General features: G+C 72.3%; 20 protein-coding genes. 15 read left to right on the top strand and 5 right to left on the bottom strand.

The genetic code is table 11. The annotated features are described in order from the left end of the window. Position 1 precedes the first annotated feature (1 nt). The 11 genes from QFZ74_RS25185 (at position 2) to QFZ74_RS25135 (ending at position 10,554) form a co-directional block, all read left to right on the top strand. Positions 2-826: an ABC transporter permease gene (locus QFZ74_RS25185; protein WP_307623108.1), complete on the top strand. Its 825-nt coding sequence runs from the start codon at positions 2-4 to the stop codon at positions 824-826. Continuing rightward, a complete protein-coding gene (locus tag QFZ74_RS25180) occupies positions 826-2,073 on the top strand; it encodes an MCE family protein (protein ID WP_307623107.1) in 1,248 nt (415 codons plus the stop codon). Before QFZ74_RS25185 ends, QFZ74_RS25180 begins: the two co-directional genes overlap by 1 nt. Further along, complete coding sequence (locus QFZ74_RS25175; protein WP_307623106.1) at positions 2,070-3,107, top strand: MCE family protein; 1,038 nt, start codon at positions 2,070-2,072, stop codon at positions 3,105-3,107. Before QFZ74_RS25180 ends, QFZ74_RS25175 begins: the two co-directional genes overlap by 4 nt. Further along, positions 3,104-4,288 carry an MCE family protein gene (locus QFZ74_RS25170; RefSeq protein ID WP_307623105.1) on the top strand — a complete coding sequence of 395 codons (1,185 nt, stop codon included), beginning with the start codon at positions 3,104-3,106 and terminating at the stop codon, positions 4,286-4,288. Before QFZ74_RS25175 ends, QFZ74_RS25170 begins: the two co-directional genes overlap by 4 nt. Further along, entirely contained in the window at positions 4,285-5,430 is a 1,146-nt protein-coding gene (locus QFZ74_RS25165; RefSeq protein ID WP_307623104.1) for an MCE family protein, read from the top strand. Before QFZ74_RS25170 ends, QFZ74_RS25165 begins: the two co-directional genes overlap by 4 nt. After that, positions 5,427-6,707, top strand: coding sequence for an MCE family protein (locus tag QFZ74_RS25160; protein WP_307623103.1), 1,281 nt, complete (start codon positions 5,427-5,429; stop codon positions 6,705-6,707). The genes QFZ74_RS25165 and QFZ74_RS25160 overlap by 4 nt, the downstream gene beginning before the upstream one ends. Continuing rightward, the gene (locus tag QFZ74_RS25155; protein WP_307623102.1) at positions 6,704-7,975 is read left to right on the top strand and encodes an MCE family protein; all 1,272 of its coding nucleotides are present in this window, start codon (positions 6,704-6,706) and stop codon (positions 7,973-7,975) included. The genes QFZ74_RS25160 and QFZ74_RS25155 overlap by 4 nt, the downstream gene beginning before the upstream one ends. Continuing rightward, positions 7,972-8,460 carry a hypothetical protein gene (locus tag QFZ74_RS25150; RefSeq protein WP_307623101.1) on the top strand — a complete coding sequence of 163 codons (489 nt, stop codon included), beginning with the start codon at positions 7,972-7,974 and terminating at the stop codon, positions 8,458-8,460. Before QFZ74_RS25155 ends, QFZ74_RS25150 begins: the two co-directional genes overlap by 4 nt. Positions 8,461-8,482: 22 nt before the next feature. Further along, the gene (locus QFZ74_RS25145) at positions 8,483-9,274 is read left to right on the top strand and encodes a hypothetical protein (RefSeq protein ID WP_307623100.1); all 792 of its coding nucleotides are present in this window, start codon (positions 8,483-8,485) and stop codon (positions 9,272-9,274) included. A gap of 53 nt (positions 9,275-9,327) precedes the next feature. Further along, positions 9,328-9,567 (top strand): hypothetical protein, encoded by a 240-nt coding sequence (locus QFZ74_RS25140; protein WP_307623099.1) that lies wholly within the window; start codon positions 9,328-9,330, stop codon positions 9,565-9,567. A 102-nt stretch (positions 9,568-9,669) separates the two neighbouring features. After that, positions 9,670-10,554, top strand: a complete 885-nt coding sequence (locus tag QFZ74_RS25135) for a hypothetical protein (protein WP_307623098.1) — start codon at positions 9,670-9,672, stop codon at positions 10,552-10,554. Between the two features lie 40 nt (positions 10,555-10,594). Here QFZ74_RS25135 and QFZ74_RS25130 read toward each other — a convergent pair whose 3' ends face one another. Together QFZ74_RS25130 and QFZ74_RS25125 are read right to left on the bottom strand one after the other, a co-directional pair. Then, positions 10,595-12,226, bottom strand: coding sequence for an AMP-binding protein (locus QFZ74_RS25130; protein ID WP_307623097.1), 1,632 nt, complete (start codon positions 12,224-12,226; stop codon positions 10,595-10,597). Between the two features lie 94 nt (positions 12,227-12,320). Further along, positions 12,321-13,862 carry an AMP-binding protein gene (locus QFZ74_RS25125; protein WP_307623096.1) on the bottom strand — a complete coding sequence of 514 codons (1,542 nt, stop codon included), beginning with the start codon at positions 13,860-13,862 and terminating at the stop codon, positions 12,321-12,323. A gap of 274 nt (positions 13,863-14,136) precedes the next feature. Here QFZ74_RS25125 and QFZ74_RS25120 point away from each other — a divergent pair, with 274 nt between their 5' ends. Together QFZ74_RS25120 and QFZ74_RS25115 are read left to right on the top strand one after the other, a co-directional pair. Then, positions 14,137-17,082, top strand: coding sequence for a LuxR family transcriptional regulator (locus tag QFZ74_RS25120; RefSeq protein WP_307623095.1), 2,946 nt, complete (start codon positions 14,137-14,139; stop codon positions 17,080-17,082). A gap of 195 nt (positions 17,083-17,277) precedes the next feature. Next, on the top strand, positions 17,278-18,069 hold the full coding sequence (locus tag QFZ74_RS25115; protein WP_307623094.1) for a trypsin-like serine protease: 792 nt from the start codon (positions 17,278-17,280) through the stop codon (positions 18,067-18,069). 139 nt (positions 18,070-18,208) lie between these two features. On the opposite strand, the gene QFZ74_RS25110 is transcribed toward QFZ74_RS25115, so the two are convergent. Beyond that, positions 18,209-18,850, bottom strand: coding sequence for a phosphoribosyltransferase (locus QFZ74_RS25110; RefSeq protein WP_307623093.1), 642 nt, complete (start codon positions 18,848-18,850; stop codon positions 18,209-18,211). Between the two features lie 190 nt (positions 18,851-19,040). Here QFZ74_RS25110 and QFZ74_RS25105 point away from each other — a divergent pair, with 190 nt between their 5' ends. Together QFZ74_RS25105 and QFZ74_RS25100 are read left to right on the top strand one after the other, a co-directional pair. After that, positions 19,041-19,481, top strand: coding sequence for an SRPBCC family protein (locus QFZ74_RS25105; protein WP_307623092.1), 441 nt, complete (start codon positions 19,041-19,043; stop codon positions 19,479-19,481). 75 nt (positions 19,482-19,556) lie between these two features. Then, positions 19,557-20,861, top strand: coding sequence for a lanthionine synthetase LanC family protein (locus tag QFZ74_RS25100; RefSeq protein WP_307623091.1), 1,305 nt, complete (start codon positions 19,557-19,559; stop codon positions 20,859-20,861). Here the strand turns inward: QFZ74_RS25100 and QFZ74_RS25095 are convergent. Beyond that, positions 20,816-21,964, bottom strand: a complete 1,149-nt coding sequence (locus tag QFZ74_RS25095; protein ID WP_307623090.1) for an XdhC family protein — start codon at positions 21,962-21,964, stop codon at positions 20,816-20,818. The two genes, QFZ74_RS25100 and QFZ74_RS25095, sit on opposite strands and share 46 nt — an antisense overlap. After that, entirely contained in the window at positions 21,964-24,345 is a 2,382-nt protein-coding gene (locus tag QFZ74_RS25090) for a xanthine dehydrogenase family protein molybdopterin-binding subunit (protein ID WP_307623089.1), read from the bottom strand. The genes QFZ74_RS25095 and QFZ74_RS25090 overlap by 1 nt, the downstream gene beginning before the upstream one ends.

Below are 24,345 nucleotides of genomic sequence, written 5' to 3'. Positions count from 1 at the left end.
GATGCGACCTCGACGACTCTTCGAACGCCCGCTGCGCTCTCTCGAAGATCTCGGCGCCCAACTCGCCTTCTACGGACGCTCCCTGGCGTGGACGGGGCGTACCCTGCGCCGCTACAAGAAGGAGGTCCTGCGGCTGCTCGCCGAGGTGAGCTTCGGCCGCGGCGCGCTCGCCGTCGTGGGCGGCACGGTCGGCGTGATCGCCTTCCTGTCGTTCTTCACCGGCACCGAGGTGGGCCTCCAGGGCTACGCGGCCCTCAACCAGCTCGGCACCTCCAACTTCGTGGCGTTCCTGTCGGCGTACTTCAACACCCGGGAGATCGCGCCCCTGGTGGCCGGGCTCGCCCTGTCCGCGACGGTCGGCGCCGGCTTCACCGCGCAGCTCGGCGCGATGCGGATCAGTGAGGAGACCGACGCGCTGGAGGTGATGGGCGTCCCCTCGCTGCCCTTTCTGGTGACGACCCGGATGATCGCGGGCTTCGTCGCCGTGATCCCGCTGTACGTCATCGGGCTGCTGTCCTCGTACCTCGCCGCCCGCACCATCACCACCCAGTACTACGGCCAGTCGGCGGGCACCTACGACCACTACTTCCACCAGTACCTGCCGCCGGTCGACGTGTTCTGGTCCTTCGGCAAGGTGATCGTCTTCGCCGTCCTGATCATCCTCGTGCACTGCCACTACGGCTACTACGCGAGCGGCGGTCCGGCGGGCGTCGGGGTGGCGGTGGGGCGCGCCGTGCGGACCTCGATCGTCGCCGTCAACGTCCTCGACTTCTTCCTGAGCCTCGCGATCTGGGGCGCCAACACGACCGTACGGATAGCGGGTTGATGCCGGTGAGAGTGCTCCGACTGCGACTGTACGGCGTCGTCTTCCTCGTCGTGCTGGCGCTGCTGCTGTCCCTCGCCGTGGCCGTCTACCAGCAGACGTTCACCTCGGTCGTACGCATCACCCTGGAGGCCGGCAGCCTCGGCAACCAGCTCGATCCGCGTGCCGACGTCAAGCTGCGCGGGCTGCTGGTGGGCGAGGTGCGCGCGGTGCGCGCCGACGGCCGCAAGGCCACGCTCGACCTCGCGCTCGACCCGGACCAGGTCCGCTTCATCCCGGCGGACGTGCACGCCCGGCTGCTGCCCAAGACGCTGTTCGGGGAGAAGTACGTCGACCTCGTGGCGCCTGCCCACTCCACCGACCGGGCCATCCGCGCGGGAGACGTCATCACCCAGGACCGTACGAAGGTCGGCATCGAGGTGCAGCAGCTGATGAACGACCTGCTGCCACTGCTCCGTACCGTGAAACCGGGTGAACTCAACGCCACCCTCTCGGCGTTCGCCACCGCGCTGGAGGGCCGCGGCGACCGGATCGGCGACAACCTCGCCCGGGTCGACGCCTATCTGCGCCGGCTCAACCCGCATCTGCCGTCCCTGAAGGAGGACATCGCACGCTTCGCGGACGTCGCCGAGGTGTACGGCGACGCCGCGCCCGATCTCATGCGTATCCTGCGCAACACCGTCACCACCAGCCGCACGCTCGTCGAGAAGCGGGAGCAGCTGGCCTCGGCGCTGCGCACGACCGCGACGGCCGCGGACACGGGGCGCGACTTCCTCGACGACAACGGCGACCGGCTGATCACCCTCGGCCGGGTCTCCCGCCCGACGCTGGAGCTGTTCGCCCGCTACTCCCCCGAGTACCCGTGCCTGTTCGCGGGCCTGGTGCACCAGGAGCAGGCGGGGGAGAAGGTGTTCCAGGGCGGCGAGATGCACATCACGCTCGAGGCCGTACGGACTCAGCGGGCCTACCACCCCGGGGAGGAGCCTCGGTACGGGGAGCACTCGGGGCCGTTCTGCCTCCGCCATCCGCCGGTGCCCGTACCGAAGCCCAAGCTCGACGACGGTACGTCCGGCAGTGGTGCGGGCGGCACGCTCCCCGCAGGTGACCAGGTGTCCGCCACCAAGGCCGAGCAGCGGGCCGTCGGCTCGCTCGTGGCCCCCGCGATGGGCGTCTTGGCGGACCGGGTGCCGCCGGTGGCGACCCTGCTGTTCGGGCCGCTCGCCCGGGGAACGGCGGTGAGCGTCGCATGAGGACCACAGGAGCCCGGCAGGCCGCCGCGCCGCTGGTCAAGTTCAGCCTCTTCGCGCTGGTGACGATCGCGGCGACGACGCTGCTCGCCGCGACCATCGTCAACATCTCCTTCGCGCCGAAGGACACGTACCACGCGGTGTTCAGCGACGTGACGGGGCTGGAGCAGGGCGACGACATCCGGGTGGCCGGGGTGCGGGTCGGCGAGGTCGAGGACATCCGCATCCGGCACCGGACGCTGGCCGAGGTCACCTTCACGGTCACCGCGGACCGTCCGCTGCGCAGGAGCACGAACGCGGTCGTGCGCTACCGCAACCTGGTCGGCCAGCGGTACGTCGCGCTGACCGAGGGCGTGGGCGACGGCACCCGGCTGCGGCCGGGCGGCACCATCCCGCTGGCGCGGACCCGGCCGGCGCTGGACCTCAACGCGCTGCTGAACGGCTTCAAGCCGCTGTTCGCCGCGTTGAGCCCGAGCGACGTCAACCAGCTCGCCACCGAGATCATCAGGACCCTTCAGGGCGAGGGCGGAACGGTGAACAGCCTGCTCGCGCACACGGCGTCGCTCACCACGACCCTCGCCGACCGCGACAAGCTGATCGGCTCGGTGATCGACAACCTCAACACCGTGCTGCAGACGCTCGACCAACGCGGCGCCCGTTTCTCGGAGTTGATCGAACAGCTGCGGCGGGTGATCTCCGGGCTGTCCGCCGACCGCAAGCCCATCGGCGAGTCCCTGGTGAACATCGCCGACCTCAGCGGGGCCACCTCGGGGCTGCTGCGGGACGCGCGTCCACCGCTGAAGGACGACATCGCCGGCCTGACCGAACTGACCGGAACGCTGAACAACCACCAGACGACCGTGGAGGGCGTCCTGAAGCGGCTGCCGAACAAGCTCGACAAGTTGACCGGGACGGCGTCCTACGGCTCCTGGTTCAACTTCTACCTCTGCGACTTCGACGGCCGGATCGTGCTGCCGAGGACGAAACAGGTGATCTCTCCGGAGATGCACGTGGCACGGGCGAGGTGCGGCGGATGAGCCTGCGCGTCGTACGGCGACGCCACGGCCCCGAGCCGTTGGTGAAGGTACGGATCCTGCCGCCGAAGCTGCCCGGGGTGCCGAAGCTGTCCAAGCTGCCGAAACTGCCCAAGCGCAGGCCTCGCCGACCCGATCCGCTGGTGAAGGTACGGATCCTGCCGCCGAAGCTGCCGAGGATCCCGTTGCGCCGCCCCCGGCTCAAGCCGTTCCGCGAGCGCAATCCCGTCGTGGTCGGCATCGTCGGTCTCACCGTGCTCGCGCTGCTGGCCCTGGCCGCGTTCAACGCCGACAGCCTCCCGGTGATCGGCGGTGGCGACAGGTACAGCGCTGCCTTCTCGGAGGCGGGCGGCCTCAAGGCGGGCGACGAGGTGCGGATCGCCGGGGTCAAGGTCGGCAAGGTGGAGGACGTCGACCTGGACGGCGACCACGTCAAGGTGAGCTTCAAGGTGAAGGACGACCCGGCCTTCGGCACCGAGACCGGCGCGGCGATCCGGGTCAAGACCATCCTCGGTCAGAAGTACCTCGCGCTGTACCCCAAGGGCCCCGGCCAGTTGAAGGCGGGCAGCCAGATCCCGCTGCGGCGGACGGTGTCGGCGTACGACGTCGTGCAGGCCTTCAGTGACCTGACGACCACCAGCGAGAAGGTCGACACGGACCGGCTCGCGAAGGCGCTGGACACGATCTCCGTCACCTTCCAGGACTCCCCCGCGGAGGTGCGGGCGTCGATCAAGGGGCTGTCGCGCATCTCCAGGACCGTCGCCTCCCGCGACAAGGCGCTGCAGGAGCTGCTCGACCACGCCAACGGCGTCACTGGCACGCTGGCCGGGCACACCAAGGACTTCTCCGCGCTGGTGAAGGACGGCGACGCCCTGCTGAGGGAGATCAGCAGGCGGCGCGAAGCGATCCACCAACTCCTCAAGAGCTCCGCCCTCCTGGGCATCCAGCTCTCCGGTCTCGTCGAGGACAACCGGGCGCAGATCGGACCGGCCCTCAAGAACCTGAACGCCTTCGTAAAGATGCTGGAACGCAACCAGGCGAGCCTCGACCGCAGCGTCCGAATGCTCGCGCCCTACGTGCGGCTCTTCAGCAACACCCTGGGCAACGGCCGCTGGTTCGACACCTACGTGCAGAACCTCGTCGTCCCCGCCCCGGCCGTACCGCGCACGGGAGGCTCACGATGACTGCACGCAGAACAGCGACCGTCCGGCGCGTCAAGGCCCTCGCGCTGCTCACCGCGCTCGCGGTCGTCGCCACGCTCGCCGTCGTGCTGTGGCCGCACCCCGAGCCCGTCCGCGTCACGGCGTACTTCCCGCGCTCCGTCGGCCTCTACCCCGGCTCGGACGTCCGCGTGCTCGGTGTGCGCATCGGCGAGGTCAAGAAGATCACGCCTCAGGGGCGCCGGGTGCGGGTGGAGCTGGAGTACGACCACGGGCGCGAGGTCCCCGCGGACGCGCAGGCCGCCATTGTCAACTCCTCGGTGGTCAGCGACCGTTACCTGCAACTGCTGCCGGTGTACCGCAAGGGACCGGTGCTGCGGGACGGCGCCGTCATCCCGGAGTCGCGTACGGCCGTCCCCGTCGAGCTGGACCGGGTCTTCGACAGCCTGCACACCACGTCCGAGGCGCTCGGTCCGAGCGGCGCGAACAAGGACGGCGCGCTGGCTCGGCTGCTCGGGGTGAGCGCGGACAACCTCCAGGGCCAGGGCAAGAACCTCAACCAGTCGGTGGCGGACCTCTCTCAGGCGGTCACCACGCTCTCCGACGGCCGGCGCGACCTGTTCGGCACCGTGCGCAACCTGCAGGTGTTCACGGCCGCGCTGGCGGCGGACGACAAGAGCGTGCGCTCGTTCAACGGCAACCTCGCCGACGTGGCGGACCAGCTCGCCGGGGAGCGCAAGGACCTCGCGGCGGCGCTCAAGTACCTCGCCCAGGCGCTCGGCGACGTCGCCGACTTCGTGAAGCACAACAAGAAGGCGCTGGCCTCGGACGTCCACGGCCTCAGCAAGGTCACCAAGGTCCTCGTCACCCAACGGGCCGCACTGGAGGAGCTGTTGGACGTCGCGCCCACCGGCCTGTCGAACCTGTACAACACCTACAACCCCTCCTCCGGCACGCTCGACACCCGCAACAACGCGCAGCTGCCGCAGGATCCGGCGTCCCTGCTGTGCTCGCTGCTGAGGACGACCGGCGACGAGGGCGGCAAGAACCCCGACTGCGCCGAGCTGAGGAAACTCTTCGCCTCCCTGCCGAAGGTGCCGACGGCCCCGGCGGCGACGGGCACGGTCGACAAGACCCTCGGCGGAATTCTGGGGGCCGGGGTATGAGCGTGCCGCGCACGGCCCGGATGGCCGCCTGGACGGCGGTCGGTTCGCTGCTGCTGACCGGCTGCGAGTTCAACGGCTGGTACGACGTTCCGCTCCCCGGGGGCGCCGCTTCGGACGGCCGTGCCTACCACGTCACGGTCGACTTCCGGGACGTCATGGACCTGGTCCCGCAGTCCGCGGTCAAGGTCGACAACGTCACCGTGGGAGCGGTCGAGAAGGTGGAGCTGGTCGGCTGGCACGCGCGCGTGCGGCTGCGGATCGCCGACTCGGTGAAGCTGCCCGGCAACGCGACCGCCGGGCTGCGGCAGACCAGCATGCTCGGCGAGAAGTACGTCGCGCTGTCCGCGCCGACCTCAGTGGCGCCCGTGGGGCGGCTGCGTGACGGCGACCGCATCCCGCTGTCCCGCAGCGGCCGCAACCCGGACGTCGAGGAGGTGCTCGCCGCCCTGTCCGCGCTGCTCAACGGCGGCGGGGTCGCCCAGCTCAAGACGATCACCGTCGAGCTGAACAAGGCCCTCGACGGACGCGAGGACCGGGTCAGGTCCCTGCTGAAGCAGCTCGACACGTTCCTCGGCGGCCTCGACCAGCAGCGCGCGGACATCGTCCGCGCGCTGAAGGGCATCGACCGGCTGTCCAGGCGGCTCAAGGACGAGAAGACGACGATCGCCCAGGCCGTCGACACCATGCCGCCCGCCCTGAAGACGCTCGCCGACCAGCGCCGCGACCTGACGAAGATGCTCACCTCCCTGTCGAAGCTCGGCAGGACCGGCACCCGCGTCGTGAACGCCTCGCGGGACGACACGGTCGCCGACCTCGAGAAGCTGAGGCCCATCCTGCGGCAGCTGAACAAGGCGGGCGCCGACCTGCCCAACTCTCTGGAGATCCTGACGACTTACCCGTTCCCGCGGAACGTCACCGACGCCGTCAAGGGTGACTACGTCAACCTGAAGATCACGGCCGACCTCGATCTGGCGGGCATCTACGGCAACCTCGCCGACAAGCCGAGCGGGGGAGGCTCCGACAAGCCCGGGACCCCGGACGTGCCGGATCTTCCCGGGCTGCCGAAGGTGCCCACCCCCGTGCCGCTGCCATCCACCCCGCCCCTTCCGGACATCCCGAGCGTGCCCGACAAGCCCCCCGCGCCCGGCCACAGCGGCGGCCCGCTGTGCCCACCGGTGTGCACGGCGGCCTACGGCACGGGGGACGGCTCCCGGCGCCTGCCGCGAGGAGTCGACGCCGGCCTCGCCGAGCTCATGCTGAAGGGGATGCTGCCGTGATCTCACGCATGGTCAAGGCCCAGTTGCTCGCCTTCGCGGCCGTCACCGCCATCGGGGTGTCGTACGTGGGCGTCGCGTACACGGGGCTGGCGGACGACGTCCTGGGCGGCGGCTACACCGTGCGCGCGGACTTCGCCGACTCCGGGGGCGTCTTCCCCGGCGCCGAGGTCACCTACCGCGGGGTCCCGGTGGGCCGCGTCGGCGAACTGCGGCTGTCCGGTACCGGGGTGTCGATCCCCCTGGAGATCGACGACGACGCGCCGCGGATCCCGGCCGACACGCTGGCGGTGGTCGCCAACCGGTCGGCGGTGGGTGAGCAGTACGTCGATCTGCAGCCGCGGCGCTCCGGCGGGCCGTATCTGATGAACGGCAGCCCGATCCCGCGCAGCCGTACGCGGACACCGGTGCCGGTCACCGACCTGGTCCTCAGCCTCGACCGGCTGGTGAAGTCGGTCAAGAAGGACGATCTGCGGACCACCGTCGACGAGTTGGGCGACGCCTTCGCGGGCACCGGGCCGAACCTGGGCCGTCTGGTGGACTCCGGCAACACGCTGGTCGAGTCGGCGTCCCAGTCCCTGCCCGAGACGGTCTCGTTGATCGAGGACTCGCGGACGGTGCTCAAGACACAGTCCGACAAGGGCTCGGCCATCAAGTCGTTCTCGCACGACCTGGCCGACCTCTCCGCGCAGATGAAGTCGAGCGACCCGGACCTGCGGCGGCTGATCGACAACGCCACGCCCGCCGGCCAGCAGCTCGACTCCCTGCTGAGGTCCACCCGGCCGGACCTGCCGGTCCTGCTGGGCAATCTGATCAGCGGCGGCCAGATCACCGTGGCGAGGCTGCCCGGCGTACGGCAGTCCCTGGTCACCCTGCCGCTCATCGTGGCGGGCACCGACACCGTCTCCCCCGACGGCACGGCCCACTTCGGGCTGGCCGTGAACGTCGCCGATCCGCCGCCCTGCACCCAGGGCTACGGGACGCGGCGCCGTGACCCCGCCGACACCAGCAGCCGCCCGGCGAACACCGACGCGCGCTGCACGTTGCCGCGGGGCAGCGCCTCGTCGGTCCGCGGTGCGCAGAACGCCCCGGGCGCGCGGACCGGTTCGTCCGGCGCCGACCGGGCCGCGTACGTCACGCCGTACGACCCGGAGACCGGAACGGCGGCGGGCCCGGACGGCACGCCCGTCGCGATCGGCTCGACGGGCGGCGAACAGACCGTGTTCGGAAAGGAGTCGTGGCAATGGCTGCTCGTTGGACCGATGGCATGAACGAACGGCGCATACGGATGCTGACGGCGGGGCTGGTCCTCGCGACCGTCCTGGTGACCGTGCCGGCCGTCTGGCTCGGCCTGCGCGTGTCCGACCAGCGTGCGGCGGAGCAGCGCCGCCAGGACATCCTGGCGGCGGCCCGGCAGTCCGCGCTGAACTTCACCTCGCTCGACTACCGGCACTACGGCCGGGACAGCGGCAACGTGCTGAAGGGGGCCACCGGCACCTTCAAGAAGCAGTTCGCCGCGCAGACCGCGGAGTTGACCAAGCTGGTCGCGAAGAACAAGTCGGTGTCCGAGGGGCAGGTCCTCGAGGCGGGCATCGTGCGCTCCGACGAGCGCACGGCCCGCGTTCTGGTCGTCGCCGACAGCAAGGTGACCAACACCGCGGCGCCGCAGGGGCAGGCGCGCACGTACCGGCTCCAGCTCGGTCTGGTGCGCGTGGACGGCCGCTGGCTCACGTCCGACGTCGAGTTCGTGGGCTGACCCACCAGTGAGGAGAACGACCGTGCCCAACCCGACCCCCCGCATACGCGGCGCCGGTTCCCCTGCCCGCCGGACGATCCCGGCGGCCGCCCGCGCCGCGGCCAAGCGCGCCGGGCGACCGGAGCGCCCGAACCCGAACCCGACCGTGGACCGGCCCGAGGACGAGCCGAAGGACCGGCGAGCGGACGGATCCGGTCCCACCGTGATGAGCGAACCCCTGGCCGGCCGGGACGACCCGCCGGAGCCCGTGCTGACGTCCGACGCCCCCGCAGTGGAGTCCGGTGCGGCGGAGAGCGGCCCCGCACGATGGCCGGGACGGTACCTCGGTACCGCGGTGCTGGGCGTGCTGCTCCTGGCCGGCCTGGCCGCGGTCGCCGTGCTCGGGTGGCGCTACGAGCAGAGCCGGCGCACGGACCAGGCGCGGGAGGAGGCACTGACCGCCGCCCGGAAGGCGGCGCCGGTCGTGCTGTCGTACGACTACCGGCATCTGGACCGGGACTTCCCCCGTGCACGGGCTCTGCTGACCGGGTCCTTCCGCGACGAGTACGGGAAGACGACGAGGACGGTCGTCGAGCCGACCGCGAAGAAGTACCACGGGGTGGTGAAGGCGACGGTGGCGGCGCCGGCGGACGGCGGAGCCCCGGCCGTGTCGGTCGTGTCGGCCGCACCGGAGAAGGTCGTCGTCCTGCTGTTCGTCAACCAGACCACGAGGAGCACCCAGGTGTCGGGGCCCCGCCTGGATCTGAACCGGGTACGGATGACGCTGACGCGCACCCCGGGCGGCTGGAAGGTGAGCAAGCTGGACGCCCTGTGACGGCCGTCGGCCGCCGAGGTGCGGGCGCATGCACCGCGCAGGAGCCTGAAGGCATGACATATCCACCGACGGAGTTCCCGCACATCGTGGTGCATCCCCCCGCTCTGGACGGCTCCCGCCGGGTCACCAGGGGCAACGTGACGCTCGGGCTGGCCTCGCACCTCGACGACGTGGTCGAGATCCTGCGCATGGCCGACCTGGACCGGGTCGAGGTCGAGGAGAGCGACCTGATCGAGTGGCAGGGCGGGGGCCCGGACGAGTGGCCGGGGCTGTCGGAGGACCTTGAGCTGTGACCGCCGCCTCCGCCGCGGCCGCAGTGTTCAAGAGGCGGACACACGGTACGGCGCGGGAGAAGGATGGGAACCGTGCCCCGACACAACGCGATGGAGAGGGCCATGCACGAGAGCGTGCCCGTGCGCTGTCCGGCCTGCCGTCGCGAGCACGTCTACACCGCGCCGGAGTACCCGTGTGCGTGCGGCGCCCCGGTCGCCCCGGCGCTTGACCGGTCGTCCGCACCGGCGCGAGTGGTCCAGCGGGCCTGGGAGGAGGAGTGGGTCACCGTCCGCTGTACGTCCTGCGGACGCCGGACCCAGTGGCCGCACCCGGAGCTGGGCTGCCCGTGCGGAACGGTCCTGCGCATCCCGGTCACCGGACCGGCGACGCCGGCGGATCCGGACGCGGGGGCGGATTCGTCACGCGAACCGTGTACGGACGCCACCCCGTCCGCACAGACCGCCTCCCCCGCACCCCCGGCGACCGGTGACCACCCGGCCTCGGCCTCGGACCCGTCCGGCGGTTCCGACCCCGCCGACCGCCCCTCTGCCACCCCCCAGCCCCCGTCCGACGCCCCGGACGCGGTCAGCCGTCCCGCCTCGCCCGCGGTCTCCGGCACCGGTCCTCGGCCCCCCTTCCGGCCCATCACCATCCGCACCGCCCGCGACGCCGTCACCGCCGCCGCGCTGTATCTGCGGTGGCTCGGCTACCGGGACATACGCCGGGCCGACCAGCCGCAGCCGTCCGGGATCGGCCTCGCCGCGCGCGGGCTGCTGGCGCAGGTCGACCCGTCGGTCCGGCCGGCCTCGCCGCGGGACGTGGAGTGTCTGTGGCTGACGGCCATGTCGGAGTCGGCGGGCTGCGTCTACTTCTCCCTCGCCGGGTACGCCGAGGAGGCCCGCGTCCGGGCCGACGCCCTCGGCGTCCCGCTGTTCGTGCTGGACCTCACGGGCACCCCGCAGCCGGTGAACGCCCTCGCCCACGACCTGGCCGCGACGGGAGCCTGAGGCGGGGTGCGGGCGGGGCGCGGGCGGGGCGTCGTCGGGTCTACTCGGCGTACTTCTCCCGGAGTTCGACCTTGCGGACCTTTCCGGAGACGGTCATCGGGAAGGAGTCGAGGATCCGCAGGCGGCTCGGCACCTTGTAGTGCGCGAGGCGGCCCTGGCAGTACTCGCGCAGCTCCCCCAGCGTCAGCGGTTCGGCCGGGTCGCAGGGGATCACACAGGCCAGGACCTCCTCGCCGTACACCTCGTGCGGCACCCCGACGACCTGGACGTCCCGGATCTTCGGGTGGGTGTAGAGGAACTCCTCGACCTCGCGCGGGTAGATGTTCTCGCCGCCTCGGATGATCATGTCCTTGATGCGGCCGACGATCTCGACGTACCCGTCCTCGCGCATCACCGCCAGGTCGCCGGTGTGCATCCAGCGGCCGGGGTCGATGGCCTCGGCGGTCTTCTCCGGCTCGTTCCAGTAGCCGAGCATCACGCTGTAGCCGCGGGTGCACAACTCGCCCGCTTCGCCCCGGGGTTGGGTGACGCCGCTGACCGGGTCGACGATCTTGACCTCGAGGTGCGGGAGCACACGGCCGACGGTGGCCGTGCGGTGCTCCAGGTCGTCCTCGATCCGCGTCTGGAGGGACACCGGCGAGGTCTCGGTCATGCCGTAGCAGATGGAGACCTCGGCCATGTTCATCTCGGCGACCACCCGCTTCATCACCTCGACCGGACAGGGCGAGCCCGCCATGATGCCGGTGCGCAGGGTGGAGAGGTCGTACGTCGCGAAGTCCGGGAGGTTCAACTCCGCGATGAACATGGTCGGGACGCCGTACAGCGAGGTGCAGCGCTCCTGGCGTACGGCCTCCAGGGTCGCCCTCGGGTCGAAGGACGGCGCCGGGATGACCATGCACGCGCCGTGCGAGGTGGCCGCCAGGTTTCCCATCACCATGCCGAAGCAGTGGTAGAACGGCACCGGGATGCAGACCCGGTCCTGCTCGGTGTAGGCGATCGACTCGCCCACGAAATAGCCGTTGTTGAGGATGTTGTGGTGGGAGAGGGTGGCCCCCTTCGGGAAGCCGGTCGTCCCCGAGGTGTACTGGATGTTGATGGGGTCGTCGCAGGACAACTCGGCCGCGCGCGCGTCCAGTTGCTCCCGCAGACCGTTGACGCTCCCGGCGCGCCGGACGAAGTCCTCCCAGCCCGGGTCGCCGATGTGGACGGTCTCGCGCAACTGCGGGCAGGCGCCGCGCACCTGCTCGACCATCGCCCGGTAGTCGCTGGTCTTGTGGCTGACGGAGGCGAACAGCAGGGAGATCCCTGCCTGGTTGAGGACGTACTCGACCTCGTGCGTGCGGTACGCCGGGTTGATGTTCACCATGATCGCGCCGATGCGGGCGGTGGCGTACTGGACCAGCACCCACTCGGCGCAGTTGACCGCCCAGATACCGACCCGGTCGCCCTTGGCCACGCCGCTCGCCAGCAGCGCACCGGCCAGCTCGTCGACGTCCGCCGCGAACCGGGCGTAGGTCCAGCGGCGACCGGACGGGACGTCGACCAGGGCCTCGCGATCCGGCCAACTCGCCACCGCCCGGTCCAGGTTGACCCCGATGGTGTCACCGAGCAGGACCGTCTCGCTTGTCCCGTGCGTGTAGGACCGCGAGGCCGACCGGGACGGTTCCGGCACCAAAGCTTCCATGACACCAACTCCCACGGGCCGTGTGAAGGACGGCGATCAGTGTGACCTGCGCGTCCCGCCTCCGTCGACCCTTCGGCGGCGGTCAGTTGACCTTGCGGTCCCGGTCCGTCCAGTACGGTTCGCGGAGCTTGAACTTCTGGATCTTGCCGGTGGCCGTGCGCGGGATGGCGTCGCGGAACTCCACGCTCGTGGGCGCCTTGTAGCCGGCCATCCGCTGCTTGCAGTAGGCGATGATCTCGGCCTCGGTCACCTCGCCGCCGGGGGCGCGGACCACCAGCGCCTTGATGGTCTCGCCCCACTTGGTGTCGGGCACGCCGATGACCGCGACCTCCGCGACCGCGGGGTGGCTGAAGACGGTGTCCTCCACCTCGATCGACGAGACGTTCTCGCCGCCGGTGATGATGACGTCCTTCTTGCGGTCCGAGATCGTCAGGTGCCCGTCGGTCTCGTCGAGAAGTCCGCCGTCGCCGGTGTGGAACCAGCCGTTCTCCAGGGCGGCCGCCGTCTCCTCCGGCTTCTCCCAGTAGCCGTCGAGGACCACGTTCGAGCGGGCCAGGACCTCGCCCGAGTCGGCCACCTGGAGCTTCACACCCAGCGCCGGGAGGCCCGCGCGGGACAGCTTGCGCGCCCGCTCCTCGGCCGGAAGCTTCGCGTCCTGGGGGCGGGCGCGGTTGAAGGTGAGCACCGGGGAGGTCTCGGTGAGGCCGTAGATCTGGGTGAACTCCCAGCCCAGTTCCTCCTCGACGCGCTGGATCATCCGGCTCGGCGGCGGCGCGCCCGCGCACACGATCCGTACCCGGTCCCGGCCGGGGATCGCGCCGTCCCAGCCCGCCGCCGCGTCGAGCACCGCGTTCCACACCGCGGGCGCGCCGCACATCAGCGTGACCCCGTGCTCGTCCACCCGGCGCAGGATCTCCGCGCCGTCCACCTTGCGCAGCACGACCTGCTTGACGCCGAGTCCGGCCATCACGAAGGGCATACCCCAGCCGTTGCAGTGGAACATGGGCAGGGTGTGCATGTAGACGTCCTGCTCCCAGGCCCGCGTGTGCAGGCCGAAGGTCAGGCCGTTCACCCAGATGTTGCGGTGGGTGAGCTGAACTCCCTTGGGGCGGGCGGTGGTTCCGGAGGTGTAGTTGATGGTCGCGGTGGCGTCCTCGTCGGGGTTCGACCAGGGGCGGGGTTCCACCCCGAAGCGCATGAGCTGGGTCTCGGTCTCCTCGCCGAGCATGAACCGGTGCCGGGTCCTGACGTTCGCGACCACGTCCCGCAGTTCGGGGTCGAAGAGCAGCACCGACGCGCCGCTCTGCCGCACGACGTACTCGATCTCCTCCGCCCTGAGGCGGAAGTTGACCGGAACGGCGATCCGGCCGCTCATCGGCACCGCGAACAGCAGCTCCAGCAGACGGGCCGAGTTGTGGCTGACCACCGCCACCCGCTCGCCCTCCCCGACGCCCAGCGCGTCGAGACCGGCCTGCCAGGCCCGCACGCGCTCGCCGAGTCTTCCGTACGTCGAGTCCGGGACCGGGGGTGCGGGCTGGTTCGGCTCGTCGATCACGCCGGGGCCGTCCCTGAACCCGAGCTCGGCCCGGTCCAGGAAGTCCGTGATCGTCATCGGGACGCGCATCGCTCTCCCCTACTCCCATACATGAGGTGCCGTGCGTGACAGGTCCTGTACATGCGAGGTGCCGTCACTATCAGGCCACGATCCGCGCGCGAAAAGCAATGCCCCCTGATCTTGACACCTTGAGGACGTCGGCGGCGAGGGCCGGCTGGCCGACCTGGGAATGGCCCGAAAATGCCCCTTTACGGCGGCTGTTATTTCCCTCACCACTTCGCGCGTCCGAATTCCCGGCATCGTTGCCTAGAATTTGGCCCGAACACGACACAGGAGGGGAGCGGTGACCGTGCGACGGGACTTCCAGGAGCCTGCGAGATGCCGTCCCGACCTGGTCATCGGCCAGCAGGAGCCCCTCGCGGCCGCGCGTGAGCAGCTCGCCTCGGGCGGCAGCGTGCTGCTCCACGGTCCCGCCGGAATAGGGAAATCGACGGTCCTGCGGGCGCTGGCGGCGGAATATGCCGGAGCCGCCCGCACCGTGTTGCGCTGCTCGGCCACCGAGTCCGAATCGCACCTGCCGTTCCTCGCACTCGCCGACCTGCTCGGCCTGGTCCTCGACCAGGTCTCCGCGCGGCTGCCCGCGGCCCAGCGCACCGCCCTGGAGTCGGCGCTCACCGGCCGTGGCGAGTCGACCCTCCAGCGCGACGGCCTGGCCCTGCGCCTCGCGGTGCTGTCCGCGCTGCGCGCGCTCGCCTCCCACGGCACCGTGCTGGTCGTCGCCGACGACCTCCAGTGGCTGGATCCGGCCAGCGCGGAGCTGCTCGGCTTCGCCGCGCGCCGGCTGGGCGGCACCCCGGTGCAGCTGCTGTGCGCCGTACGGACCGAGGGGCAGGAGTACGACGACCGCCATCTGCGCGCGTCGCCGCCGGACACCCGCGCCGTCCGGCTCGGCCCCCTCTCCCGTGCCCAGACCGCCGCGCTGCTGGACCAACGCGGCCACACCGACCTGCCGCGCTCCACGGTCCGCGAGATCCACCGCACCAGTGGCGGGAACCCGCTCTTCGCCCTGGAGCTGGGCCGCGCCCTGTCCGAGAACCCGGCCCCGCCGAGCCCGGGCGATCCGCTTCCGGTGCCGACCTCGCTGCGCGCCCTGGTCCTGAGCCGGCTGGACATGCTGTCGGTGCAGGCCCGCCGCACCCTGCTGGTGGCCAGTGCCGGTGCCCGGCCGACGCCCGCGCTGCTGCTCGCGGCCGGCCGGGAGAACGCCGAGGCCGAGTGCGCCCAGGCGGCCGAACTGGGGCTGCTGGCCACCGATCTCGACACCGTCGCCGGTCCCGCCGTACGGTTCGCGCACCCGCTCATCTCGGCCGCGCTGTACGCGGAGGCGCCCGCACACGAGCGGCGCGCCGCGCACGCCGCGCTGTCCACCGCGGCCTCCGACCCGATCGAGCGGGCCCGCCATCTCGCCCTCGCCGCGACCGGCACCGACCCGGACGTCGCCGCCAAGCTGGCCGAGGCGGCCGCGCAGGCCCGGGACCGCGGGGCCCCGTCCGTGGCCGCGCAGCTCGGCCTGCTCGCGGCCCGGCACACCCCCACCGGCACGCTGCCCGACGCCGACGTGCGCCGCCTGCAGGCGGCGGAGGACGCGGCCACCGCCGGTGAGATGGACCTCGCCCGGGACATCGCCCGCGAGGTGCTGACCCGGGCCACCGCGCCCGCGGACCGGGTCCGGGCCTGGATGATCGTGATCGACGCGGCGGGTCACACCCTCTCGGAGGTCGACGCCGTCTTCCCGCAGGCCCTGGCCGACGCGGGCGACGACCCCGGGCTGCTCGCGCTGGTCCACTACCAGCTGGCCTGGCGGGCGCTGCTCATGGCGGGCGACTTCGCCGAGGCCCGCGAGGCGGCCGCGCACGCGGCGGAGCTGGCGGCGCGCGGCGGCGACCGGCACACCGAGCTCATGTCGCTGTCCTTCCAGGCCCAGGCGGAGACCCTGATGGGTCATCCGGACGCCCCCGAGACCATCAAGCGCGCGCTGAAGGAGCCTCAGGACGCGCGGGTGGCCTGCCATCACAACGGCGGGGGCAGTGCCCGGTTCCGCTGGCTGGTCATGGACGACCGGCTGGCCGAGGCGCGGGCGACGGTCACCGCGCTGCTGCGCGAGGTACGGCGGCGCGGTTCGGTGGAGAGCGAGATGCATTTCCTGCGCGGGCTCACCGAGACCGAGCTCCAGGCCGGGCACTGCGGCCGGGCGCTGGAGGTGTCGCGGGAGAGCCTGCGGCTGGCCCGCGACTCCGGCATAGGCGAGACGGCCTCCGCGGTGTTCGCCTCGCTCGCCGAGGCCTCCGGCGGCAGCGTCGACCGGGCCCTGTCGCTGGCCCGGGAGGCGGTGGAGCACGCCGAGGAGGACGGCGACCAGATGTATCTGTCGCGCGCTCTGGCCGCCCTGGGGTACGCCCAGTTGGTGGCCGGGGACCCGGCGGGAGCGGCGCGCGCGCTGCGCCGGGTGCGCGACCTGGAGCAGGGGCTCGGCATCACCGACCCGGCACGCGGCCGCTGGCACGGCGACCTCGCCGAGGCGCTGGTGCGGATCGGCGAGGCGGACGAGGCGCAGGACGTCATCGACGGCGCCCGCGAGCAGGCGCTGCGGCTCGGCCGGCAGAGCGTGCTCGCCGTCCTGGACCGGGCCGAGGCCCTGGTGCGCGCGGCCCGGGGCGAACACGAGGCGGCCGTCGCCCAGTTGGTGTCGGCCCGGGACCGCCTCGCCGGTCTTGGCTACGGCCTGGAGGAGGCGCGGGCGGCCTTCGCCCTGGCGTCGCTGCGCTCGGGGCACCCGGGGGCGGGGCTCCCGGACGCGGGCGGCTCGGAGTCGCAGCGCGAGGGCAGGTCGGCGTACGACGAGGCCACCCGGCTGTTCCGCCGGTGCCGCGCGCTGACCTGGCTGCGCCAGGTGGAGGAGGCCGCCGCGGCACCCGCGCCGGAGCCGCACACCACCGCCGCGACACCGGAGGGGCACGGCGGGCGTGCCGGGCAGGGCGGACCGGCGGCGCGCGGCGGGCACGAGGGTTCGGACGGGCTCGACGGCGTCGACGGCCTGGAGGGGCTCGCCTCGATGGAGCGTCAGGTCGCCGCGCTCATCATGGAGGGCGCGACCAACCGCGAGATAGCCGCCCGCCTGTTCATCAGCGTCAAGACGGTCGAGGCGACGCTGACCCGGGTCTACCGGAAGCTGGGCATCCGCTCGCGGGTGGATATCGTCCGATTGGCGGCGGGGCGCCGCACGAAGTGAGAGCACGGCCGCTTTACTGACCCGGACCGAGGGTTTTCCCTGCCCTGCTCCCCCTAGGGGGTTCCCTCATTGGGAGGAGGGGGCGCCGAGTCCTAGCTTGAGGGCGTGCCGCTCGCCCGGGCACATGGGGCCGGTGCCTCCCCGCACCACCCCCCACCCGTGCGACCCCCACCGGCCACCCCACTGAGGAGACTCATGTTCGGGCTCACCCGTGCCAGACAGGTTGCCGCCACGCTCGTGGCGGCCGCTGCCGCGGCCACGACCGCGCTGATCGCCGCCCCCTCGGCGGTCGCCGCTCCCCTGCCCATCGTCGGCGGCACGAAGACCACGACCACCGCGTACCCGTTCATGATGCAGATCACGGACGCCGCCGGCGGCCAGTTCTGCGGCGGCACCCTGGTGGCGGCCCGCAAGGTCGTCACGGCCGCGCACTGCATGGCCGGCGAGTCCACCGGCAGCGTCCGGGTGGTCGGTGGCCGGACCTACCTCAACGGCACCAACGGCACCGTCAGCAAGGTCAGCAGGATCTGGGTCGACCCGGACTACCAGGACGCCGCCCAGGGCGACGACGTGGCCGTGCTGACCCTGTCGACGTCGATGCCGTACAGCCCGGCGTCGTACGTCTCCTCCGCGCAGTCGGGTGTGTACCCGGCCGGCACCACGGCCCGCATCCTCGGCTGGGGCACCACCTCGGAGAACGGCGGCTCCTCCAACCAGCTGCGGACCGCGACCGTGCCGCTCGTGTCCGACTCCAGCTGCAGCGACTCTTACGGTTCGGACTTCGTCCGGACCGACATGGTGTGCGCCGGATTTCCGTCCGGCGGCGTGGACACCTGCCAGGGCGACAGCGGCGGTCCCCTGCTCATCGGGGGCGTCCTGGCAGGGATCACTTCCTGGGGGGAAGGGTGCGCGGAAGCGGGTCACCCGGGTGTGTACACCCGGCTGACCCGCTTCTCGGACCTCGTCACCACCCAGGTCAAGTCGTAACGACGTACGGCGACGAGCACGACGCACCACTCCTGAGCACCCTTCAGGCCACAGACCAGGGGGGCGTTGCGAGCCACCACGAGCAGCCCGCAACGCCTCCCTTTCCAATGCCCTCGGACCTCCCGCGCCCTCGCGGAGGTCAGGGCCCGTGGAGCGCCGCCAGCACCTCGTCGTCCGTGAGCTGCCCGAAGTCGTCGTACCACTGGCCGACCGCGCTGAAGGAGTGCGGCGCGTACAGGCAGACCACGTCGTCGGCCTCGCCGCTCAGCACGGCGAGCGACTCCGGTGCGCCGACGGGGACGGCCAGGACGAGACGGGCGGGGGCCCTGCGGCGTACGTGGCGCAGGGCGGCGCGGGCGGTGGCGCCGGTGGCGAGCCCGTCGTCGACGACGATCACGGTGCGGCCCTCGAGGGCGGGCGGCGGACGGTCCCGGCGGTAGCGCTGCTCGCGGCGGTGCAGCTCCTTGCGCTCGCGTTCGACCGCGGGGGCGAGGGACTCCTCGCTGAGGCCGAGCAGGGCCAGCGACTCCAGGTCGTACAGCGGAGGGTCGTCCCCGGCGATCGCGCCGACGCCGAACTCCTGGTGGTGCGGGGCGCCGATCTTGCGGACGAGCAGCACGTCGAGCGGTGCCGCCAGCTCCCGTGCGACCTCGGCGGCGACGGCGACGCCGCCGCGGGGCAGCGCGAGGACGAGGGGGTCGGGCAGACCGCCCTTGTCCTGCTCGCCGCGCAGCAGGGCGGCCAGTTCCCGTCCGGCTTCTGTCCGGTTGCGGAAGCGCATGGGTCCTCACTTCCCGGCGGAGGTCGGTCCTCTCCCTTCCATGGTGATACGCCGGTCCTTCCATGGTGATACGCCGACGTGCCGAACCCGCGCCGTCCTGCTCCGCTCACAAGGCGTAGCCGAGGAAATCCCAGAAGTTCCCTGCCTGTGACGTGGCCGGTTCCGCCATCCGTTTCCCTAAGATCCCCCTGTGGTGAACTTCCAACTCGAACGGACGGTCCCGCTCCCGGTCGACGAGGCGTGGCGCCGCCTCACGCGGTGGGAGCGGCACGCCGAGTCCGTCCCGCTGACCCGGGCCTTTGTGGTCACGGACCCGCCGACCCGGGTGGGCACCGTCTTCGTGGCCCGCACCGGTCTCGGGCCGCTCGGCTTCGACGACCCGATGGAGGTCACCGTGTGGCGGCCGCCCAAGGGCGGCGAGCCGGGCCTGGTCCGGCTGGTCAAGCGTGGCCGGATCGTGCTGGGTTCGGCCGAGCTGGAGGTGGGAACGGGGCCGGGCGGCCGGGCGCGCGTGGTGTGGCGCGAGGATCTGCGTGTCCGCATGCTGCCGGGCCTCTTCGATCCGCTGGTGGGGGCCGCGGCGCGCTCGGTGTTCGGGCGGGAACTGAACAGGCTGCTGCGCACGCCGTGACGACGGCCGCCCGCCCGTCCTCGAACTAGGCTTTGATCAGCCGCACTTGAGTTCGCGCCGTGCCAGAGTGGGCGCATGACGACAGCGGATGAGCGGACCGTGGACGAGGGCGAGGCGCTGGCGGCCGAGGCGCTGCAGTGGCTGGTGACGGTCGCGCGGGAGGACGGGGACGGCGGGATCGGCTGGGCCGTCAGGCCCTCCGACGAGGAACTCGAACCCATGCTCTACAACGGTACGGCGGGTGTCGTACCGGTCCTCCTGGAGGCGTGGCGGCACTTCGGCGACGACGCGTACGCGGACCTCGCCGTGCGGGCGGCGCGGGGTCTTGCGGCGGCGGTCGACGGCTGCGAGGACGACTCGCTGTACTTCGGCCGTACCGGCATGGCCCTCGTACTGCGGTCCGTGCACGAGAAGCTGGGCGACGCGGCGGCCGGTACGGCGGCGGACCGCGCGCTGGCGGGAGTACGGGCGGGGTTCGACGGGACGCGGTGGGGCGAGCTGTTCGAGCTGATGGGCGGCAACGCCGGGATCGGCCTCGGCGCGCTGGCCCTCGGCGACGCCGGCCTCGCCGTCCGTGCGCTGGAGCCCTACGCGCGCACGGCCGAGGCGACGGCGCACGGGGTCCAGTGGGAGTACCGGCCCGGGGTTACCGGGCGCATGCACCACGTCTCGCACGGCACGCTCGGGGTCGCGTACGCGCTGGCCACGGTCGGCGCGGCGGCCGGGCGGGCGGACCTGGTCGACCTGGCGCGGTCCGCCGTCGCGGACGTCGTCGCGCGCGACGAGGCCGGTCCCGACGGCTTCCTGGTCGCGCACTCCGACCCGGCGCACCGGCCCGACGTCGTCGCCCGCCACAACTACGGCTGGTGCCACGGCCCGGCGGGGGACGCCCAGGTGTTCCGGCAGTTCCGGGACCTCCTCGGCGACCCCGTCTGGGCGGTCCTCGCCGACCGCTGCTGGCACACCGTGACCGGCTCCGGCGTGCCGCGCCGGCTGCGCCCCGGCTTCTGGGACAACAACGGCCGCTGCTGCGGTACGGCGGGCGTCCTGGCGCTGGCCTGCGACCGGCTGGCCGAGCAGGGCGACGACCCGGAGTTCGCCCGGCTGCTCGTCGCGGACCTCGCCGCCCGCGCCACCCGGGACGCCGACGGCGCACGCTGGTCCAACGTCGAGCACCGGGCCACCCCGAGCGGCCTCGAACCGGAGACCGGGTGGGCGATGGGCAACGCGGGCATCGCGCGCGAGCTGCTGCGCTTCGTCCGGGTGAGCCGGGACGGTGCCCCGGACTACGCGTTCCCCTGGCCCGACCAGCCCCCGGTGTGCCGCCCGGCCGCTCAGAGCGGCGACGCCACCGACGGCCGGACCACCGCGGTGTCGTGATGGATCGGCGTGTGCGCCCCGGCGAGGGACACCCCGCTGCCGCCGCGCCGCTCGGCGACGATCTCCGAGGCGATGGACAGGGCCGTCTCCTCGGGGGTGCGGGCGCCCAGATCCAGGCCGATGGGTGACCTCAGCCGCGCCAACTCCCCTTCCGTCACGCCCGCTTCGCGCAGGCGCCGCAGACGGTCCAGGTGCGTGCGGCGGGAGCCGAGCGCGCCGACGTACGCGACCGGCAGGCGCAGCGCGAGGCGTAGCAGGGGGACGTCGAACTTGGCGTCGTGGGTGAGGACGCACAAGGCGGTGCGGGCGTCGACGTCGGTCCCCTCCAGGTACCGGTGCGGCCAGTCGACGACGACCTCGGCGGCCTCCGGGAAGCGGGCCCGCGTGGCGAACACCGGGCGCGCGTCGCACACCGTGACGCGGTAGCCGAGGAAGGCGCCGATCCGGACGAGTGCCGACGCGAAGTCGACGGCGCCGAAGACGATCATCCGGGGCGGCGGCACGGACGACTCGACGAGGAGGGTGAGGGGGGCGCCGCAGCGTGAGCCCTGTTCGCCGATCTCCAGGGTGCCGGTGCGGCCGGCGTCCAGGAAGGCGGCCGCCTCGGCGGCGACGGTGCGGTCCAGTTCCGGGTGGGCGCCGAGGCCGCCCTCGTACGCGCCGCCGGGGCGGACCAGCATGGCGCGGCCCCGCAGGTCCGCGGGTCCGGAGACGATCCGGGCCAGGGCCGCTGCCTCCCCGTGCGCGGCGGCGGCCAGCGCGGCGGCGAGCACCGGGCGTTCGCGGTCGGCGGACCGTACCGGCACGACGAGGACGTCGATGGTGCCGCCGCAGGTCAGACCGACGGCGAAGGCGTCGTCGTCGCTGTAGCCGAAGCGCTCCAGGACGCATCCGCCATCGGCCAGCGCCTGGCGGCACAGGTCGTAGACGGCGCCCTCGACGCATCCGCCGGAGACGGAGCCGATCGCCGTGCCGTCGGCGTCCACCGCGAGGGCGGCGCCCGCGCCACGCGGCGCGCTGCCGTCGACGGCCACCACGGTGGCCACGGCGAAGTCACGGCCCTGCTCGGTCCAGTGGTGCAACTCCTCGGCGATGTCCAGCATCAGGCCGTGCCCGTCAGGTGCTCGGGGCGCACCGGGGTCCTGTCGATGTCGAGCCCGGTCGCGTCACGGATCGCCGCGAGGACGGCCGGGGTGGACGACAGGGTGGGGGCCTCGCCGACTCCGCGCAGTCCGTACGGGGCGTGGTGGTCGGCGAGTTCGAGCAGGTCGACGGGGATGGAGGGGGTGTCGAGGATGGTGGGGATGAGGTAGTCGGTGAAGGAGGGGTTGCGCACCTTCGCCGTCGTCGGGTCGACGAGGATCTCCTCCATGACGGCGATGCCCAGGCCCTGGGTCGTGCCGCCCTGGATCTGGCCGATGACGGACAGCGGGTTGAGCGCCTTGCCGACGTCCTGGGCGCAGGCCAGCTCGACGACCTTGACCAGGCCGAGTTCGGTGTCGACCTCGACGACGGCGCGGTGTGCGGCGAAGCTGTACTGGACGTGACCGTTGCCCTGTCCGGTGTGGCGGTCGAAGGCCTCGGTGGGCCGGTGCCGCCACTCCTGTTCGGCCTCGACCGCGTCTCCGCCAAGGACGTCCACCAGCTCGGCGAGCACCTCGCCGCCGTCGGTGACGACCTTGCCGCCCTCCAGCAGCAGCTCGGCGGTGGCCCAAGCCGGGTGGTACGTACCGAACTTGCGCCGCCCCATCTCCAGCACCTGCTCGCGCACCAGCTCGCAGGCGTGCTTCACGGCGCCGCCGGTGACGTACGTCTGCCGGGAGGCGGAGGTCGAACCGGCGCTGCCCACCCGGGTGTTGGCGGGGTGAATGGTCACCTGGGCGACGCCGAGCTCGGTGCGGGCGATCTGGGCGTGGACGGTGACGCCGCCCTGGCCGACCTCGGCCATCGCCGTGTGCACGGCGGCGACGGGCTCGCCCGCGATGACCTCGATGCGGACGCGGGCGGTGGAGTAGTCGTCGAAGCCCTCGGAGAAGCCGACGTTCTTGATGCCGACCGCGTAGCCCACGCCCCGCACGACGCCTTCCCCGTGCGTGGTGTTGGACAGTCCGCCGGGCAGCTGGCGTACGTCCGCGCCCTCGCTGCTCTCCCACTGACGCTCGGGCGGCATCGGCAACGCCTTGACGCGGCGCAGGAGTTCGGCGACCGGCGCGGGTGAGTCGACGCGCTGGCCGGTCGGCATGAGGGAGCCCTGCTCCATGGCGTTGCGCCGGCGGAACTCCACGGGGTCCATGCCGAGTTCGCGGGCGACCTTGTCCATCTGTGCCTCGTAGGCGAAGCACGCCTGGACCGCGCCGAAGCCGCGCATGGCGCCGCAGGGCGGGTTGTTGGTGTAGAGGGCGAGGGCCTCGATGTCGACGTCGTCGACGACGTACGGGCCGACGCCGAGGGAGGCGGCGTTGCCGACGACGGCCGGGCTGGAGGAGGCGTACGCGCCGCCGTCCAGGACGATGCGGGCCTTGACGTGGGTGAGCCTGCCGTCGCTGGTCGCGCCGTGCTCGTAGACCAGCTTGGCCGGGTGGCGGTGGACGTGACCGAAGAAGGACTCGAAGCGGTTGTAGACGATCTTGACGGGTTTGCCGGTGCGCAGGGCCAGCAGGCAGGCGTGGATCTGCATCGACAGGTCCTCGCGCCCGCCGAACGCGCCGCCGACCCCGGAGAGGGTCATACGGACCTTGTCCTCGGGCAGACCGAGCACGGGGGCGATCTGGCGCAGGTCGGCGTGCAGCCACTGGGTGGCGATGTAGAGGTGGACGCCGCCGTCCTCCTCGGGCACGGCGAGGCCGGACTCCGGTCCGAGGAAGGCCTGGTCCTGCATGCCGAAGTGGTACTCGCCGCGCACGATCACGTCGGCCCGCCTCGCGGCCTCCGTCACGTCGCCGCGGATGATCGGCTGGCGGTGGACGATGTTGGGGTGCGGGACGTGGGCGGCGTGGTGATCGGTGCGGTGCTCGTGGATCAGAGGGGCGTCCGGGGAGGTCGCGGAGAACTCGTCGGTGACGACGGGCAGTTCGCGGTACTCCACCCGGATCTTGGCGGCTGCGCGCCGGGCGGTCTCGGGGTGGTCGGCGGCGACGATCGCGACCGGCTCGCCGTGGTGGCGCACCTTGCCGCGGGCCAGGACGGGGGTGTCCTGGATCTCCAGTCCGTAGTGCCTCACGTCGGTCGGCAGGTCGTCGTACGTCAGCACGGCGTACACGCCGGGCATCGCGAGGGCCTCGCCCGTGTCGAGGGAGACGATCTCGGCGTGGGCGAGGGGGGAGCGCAGGATGTGGCCCCAGAGCATGTCCTCGTGCCACATGTCGGACGCGTACGCGAACTCGCCGGTGACCTTGAGGGTGCCGTCGGGACGGTGCGTGGACTCGCCGATGCCACCTGCGGTCCGCGAGCCCTGTGTCAGCTTCGTGGGAGCGCCGTTGGGCAT

The sequence above is a fragment of the Streptomyces sp. V3I7 genome (genome assembly GCF_030817495.1).
Lineage (GTDB): Bacteria > Actinomycetota > Actinomycetes > Streptomycetales > Streptomycetaceae > Streptomyces.
The sequence above is the reverse complement of the archived record's forward strand: the minus strand, read 5'-3'. Positions and strand labels throughout refer to the sequence as shown.

Coding starts and splice junctions, on each gene's coding strand:
- QFZ74_RS25185 (WP_307623108.1), top strand. CDS start 2: ATGCGACCTCGACGACTCTTCGAACGCCCGCTGCGCTCTCTCGAAGAT.
- QFZ74_RS25180 (WP_307623107.1), top strand. CDS start 826: ATGCCGGTGAGAGTGCTCCGACTGCGACTGTACGGCGTCGTCTTCCTC.
- QFZ74_RS25175 (WP_307623106.1), top strand. CDS start 2,070: ATGAGGACCACAGGAGCCCGGCAGGCCGCCGCGCCGCTGGTCAAGTTC.
- QFZ74_RS25170 (WP_307623105.1), top strand. CDS start 3,104: ATGAGCCTGCGCGTCGTACGGCGACGCCACGGCCCCGAGCCGTTGGTG.
- QFZ74_RS25165 (WP_307623104.1), top strand. CDS start 4,285: ATGACTGCACGCAGAACAGCGACCGTCCGGCGCGTCAAGGCCCTCGCG.
- QFZ74_RS25160 (WP_307623103.1), top strand. CDS start 5,427: ATGAGCGTGCCGCGCACGGCCCGGATGGCCGCCTGGACGGCGGTCGGT.
- QFZ74_RS25150 (WP_307623101.1), top strand. CDS start 7,972: ATGAACGAACGGCGCATACGGATGCTGACGGCGGGGCTGGTCCTCGCG.
- QFZ74_RS25140 (WP_307623099.1), top strand. CDS start 9,328: ATGACATATCCACCGACGGAGTTCCCGCACATCGTGGTGCATCCCCCC.
- QFZ74_RS25135 (WP_307623098.1), top strand. CDS start 9,670: ATGCACGAGAGCGTGCCCGTGCGCTGTCCGGCCTGCCGTCGCGAGCAC.
- QFZ74_RS25125 (WP_307623096.1), bottom strand. CDS start 13,862: ATGCGCGTCCCGATGACGATCACGGACTTCCTGGACCGGGCCGAGCTC.
- QFZ74_RS25115 (WP_307623094.1), top strand. CDS start 17,278: ATGTTCGGGCTCACCCGTGCCAGACAGGTTGCCGCCACGCTCGTGGCG.
- QFZ74_RS25110 (WP_307623093.1), bottom strand. CDS start 18,850: ATGCGCTTCCGCAACCGGACAGAAGCCGGACGGGAACTGGCCGCCCTG.
- QFZ74_RS25100 (WP_307623091.1), top strand. CDS start 19,557: ATGACGACAGCGGATGAGCGGACCGTGGACGAGGGCGAGGCGCTGGCG.
- QFZ74_RS25095 (WP_307623090.1), bottom strand. CDS start 21,964: ATGCTGGACATCGCCGAGGAGTTGCACCACTGGACCGAGCAGGGCCGT.
- QFZ74_RS25090 (WP_307623089.1), bottom strand. CDS start 24,345: ATGCCCAACGGCGCTCCCACGAAGCTGACACAGGGCTCGCGGACCGCA.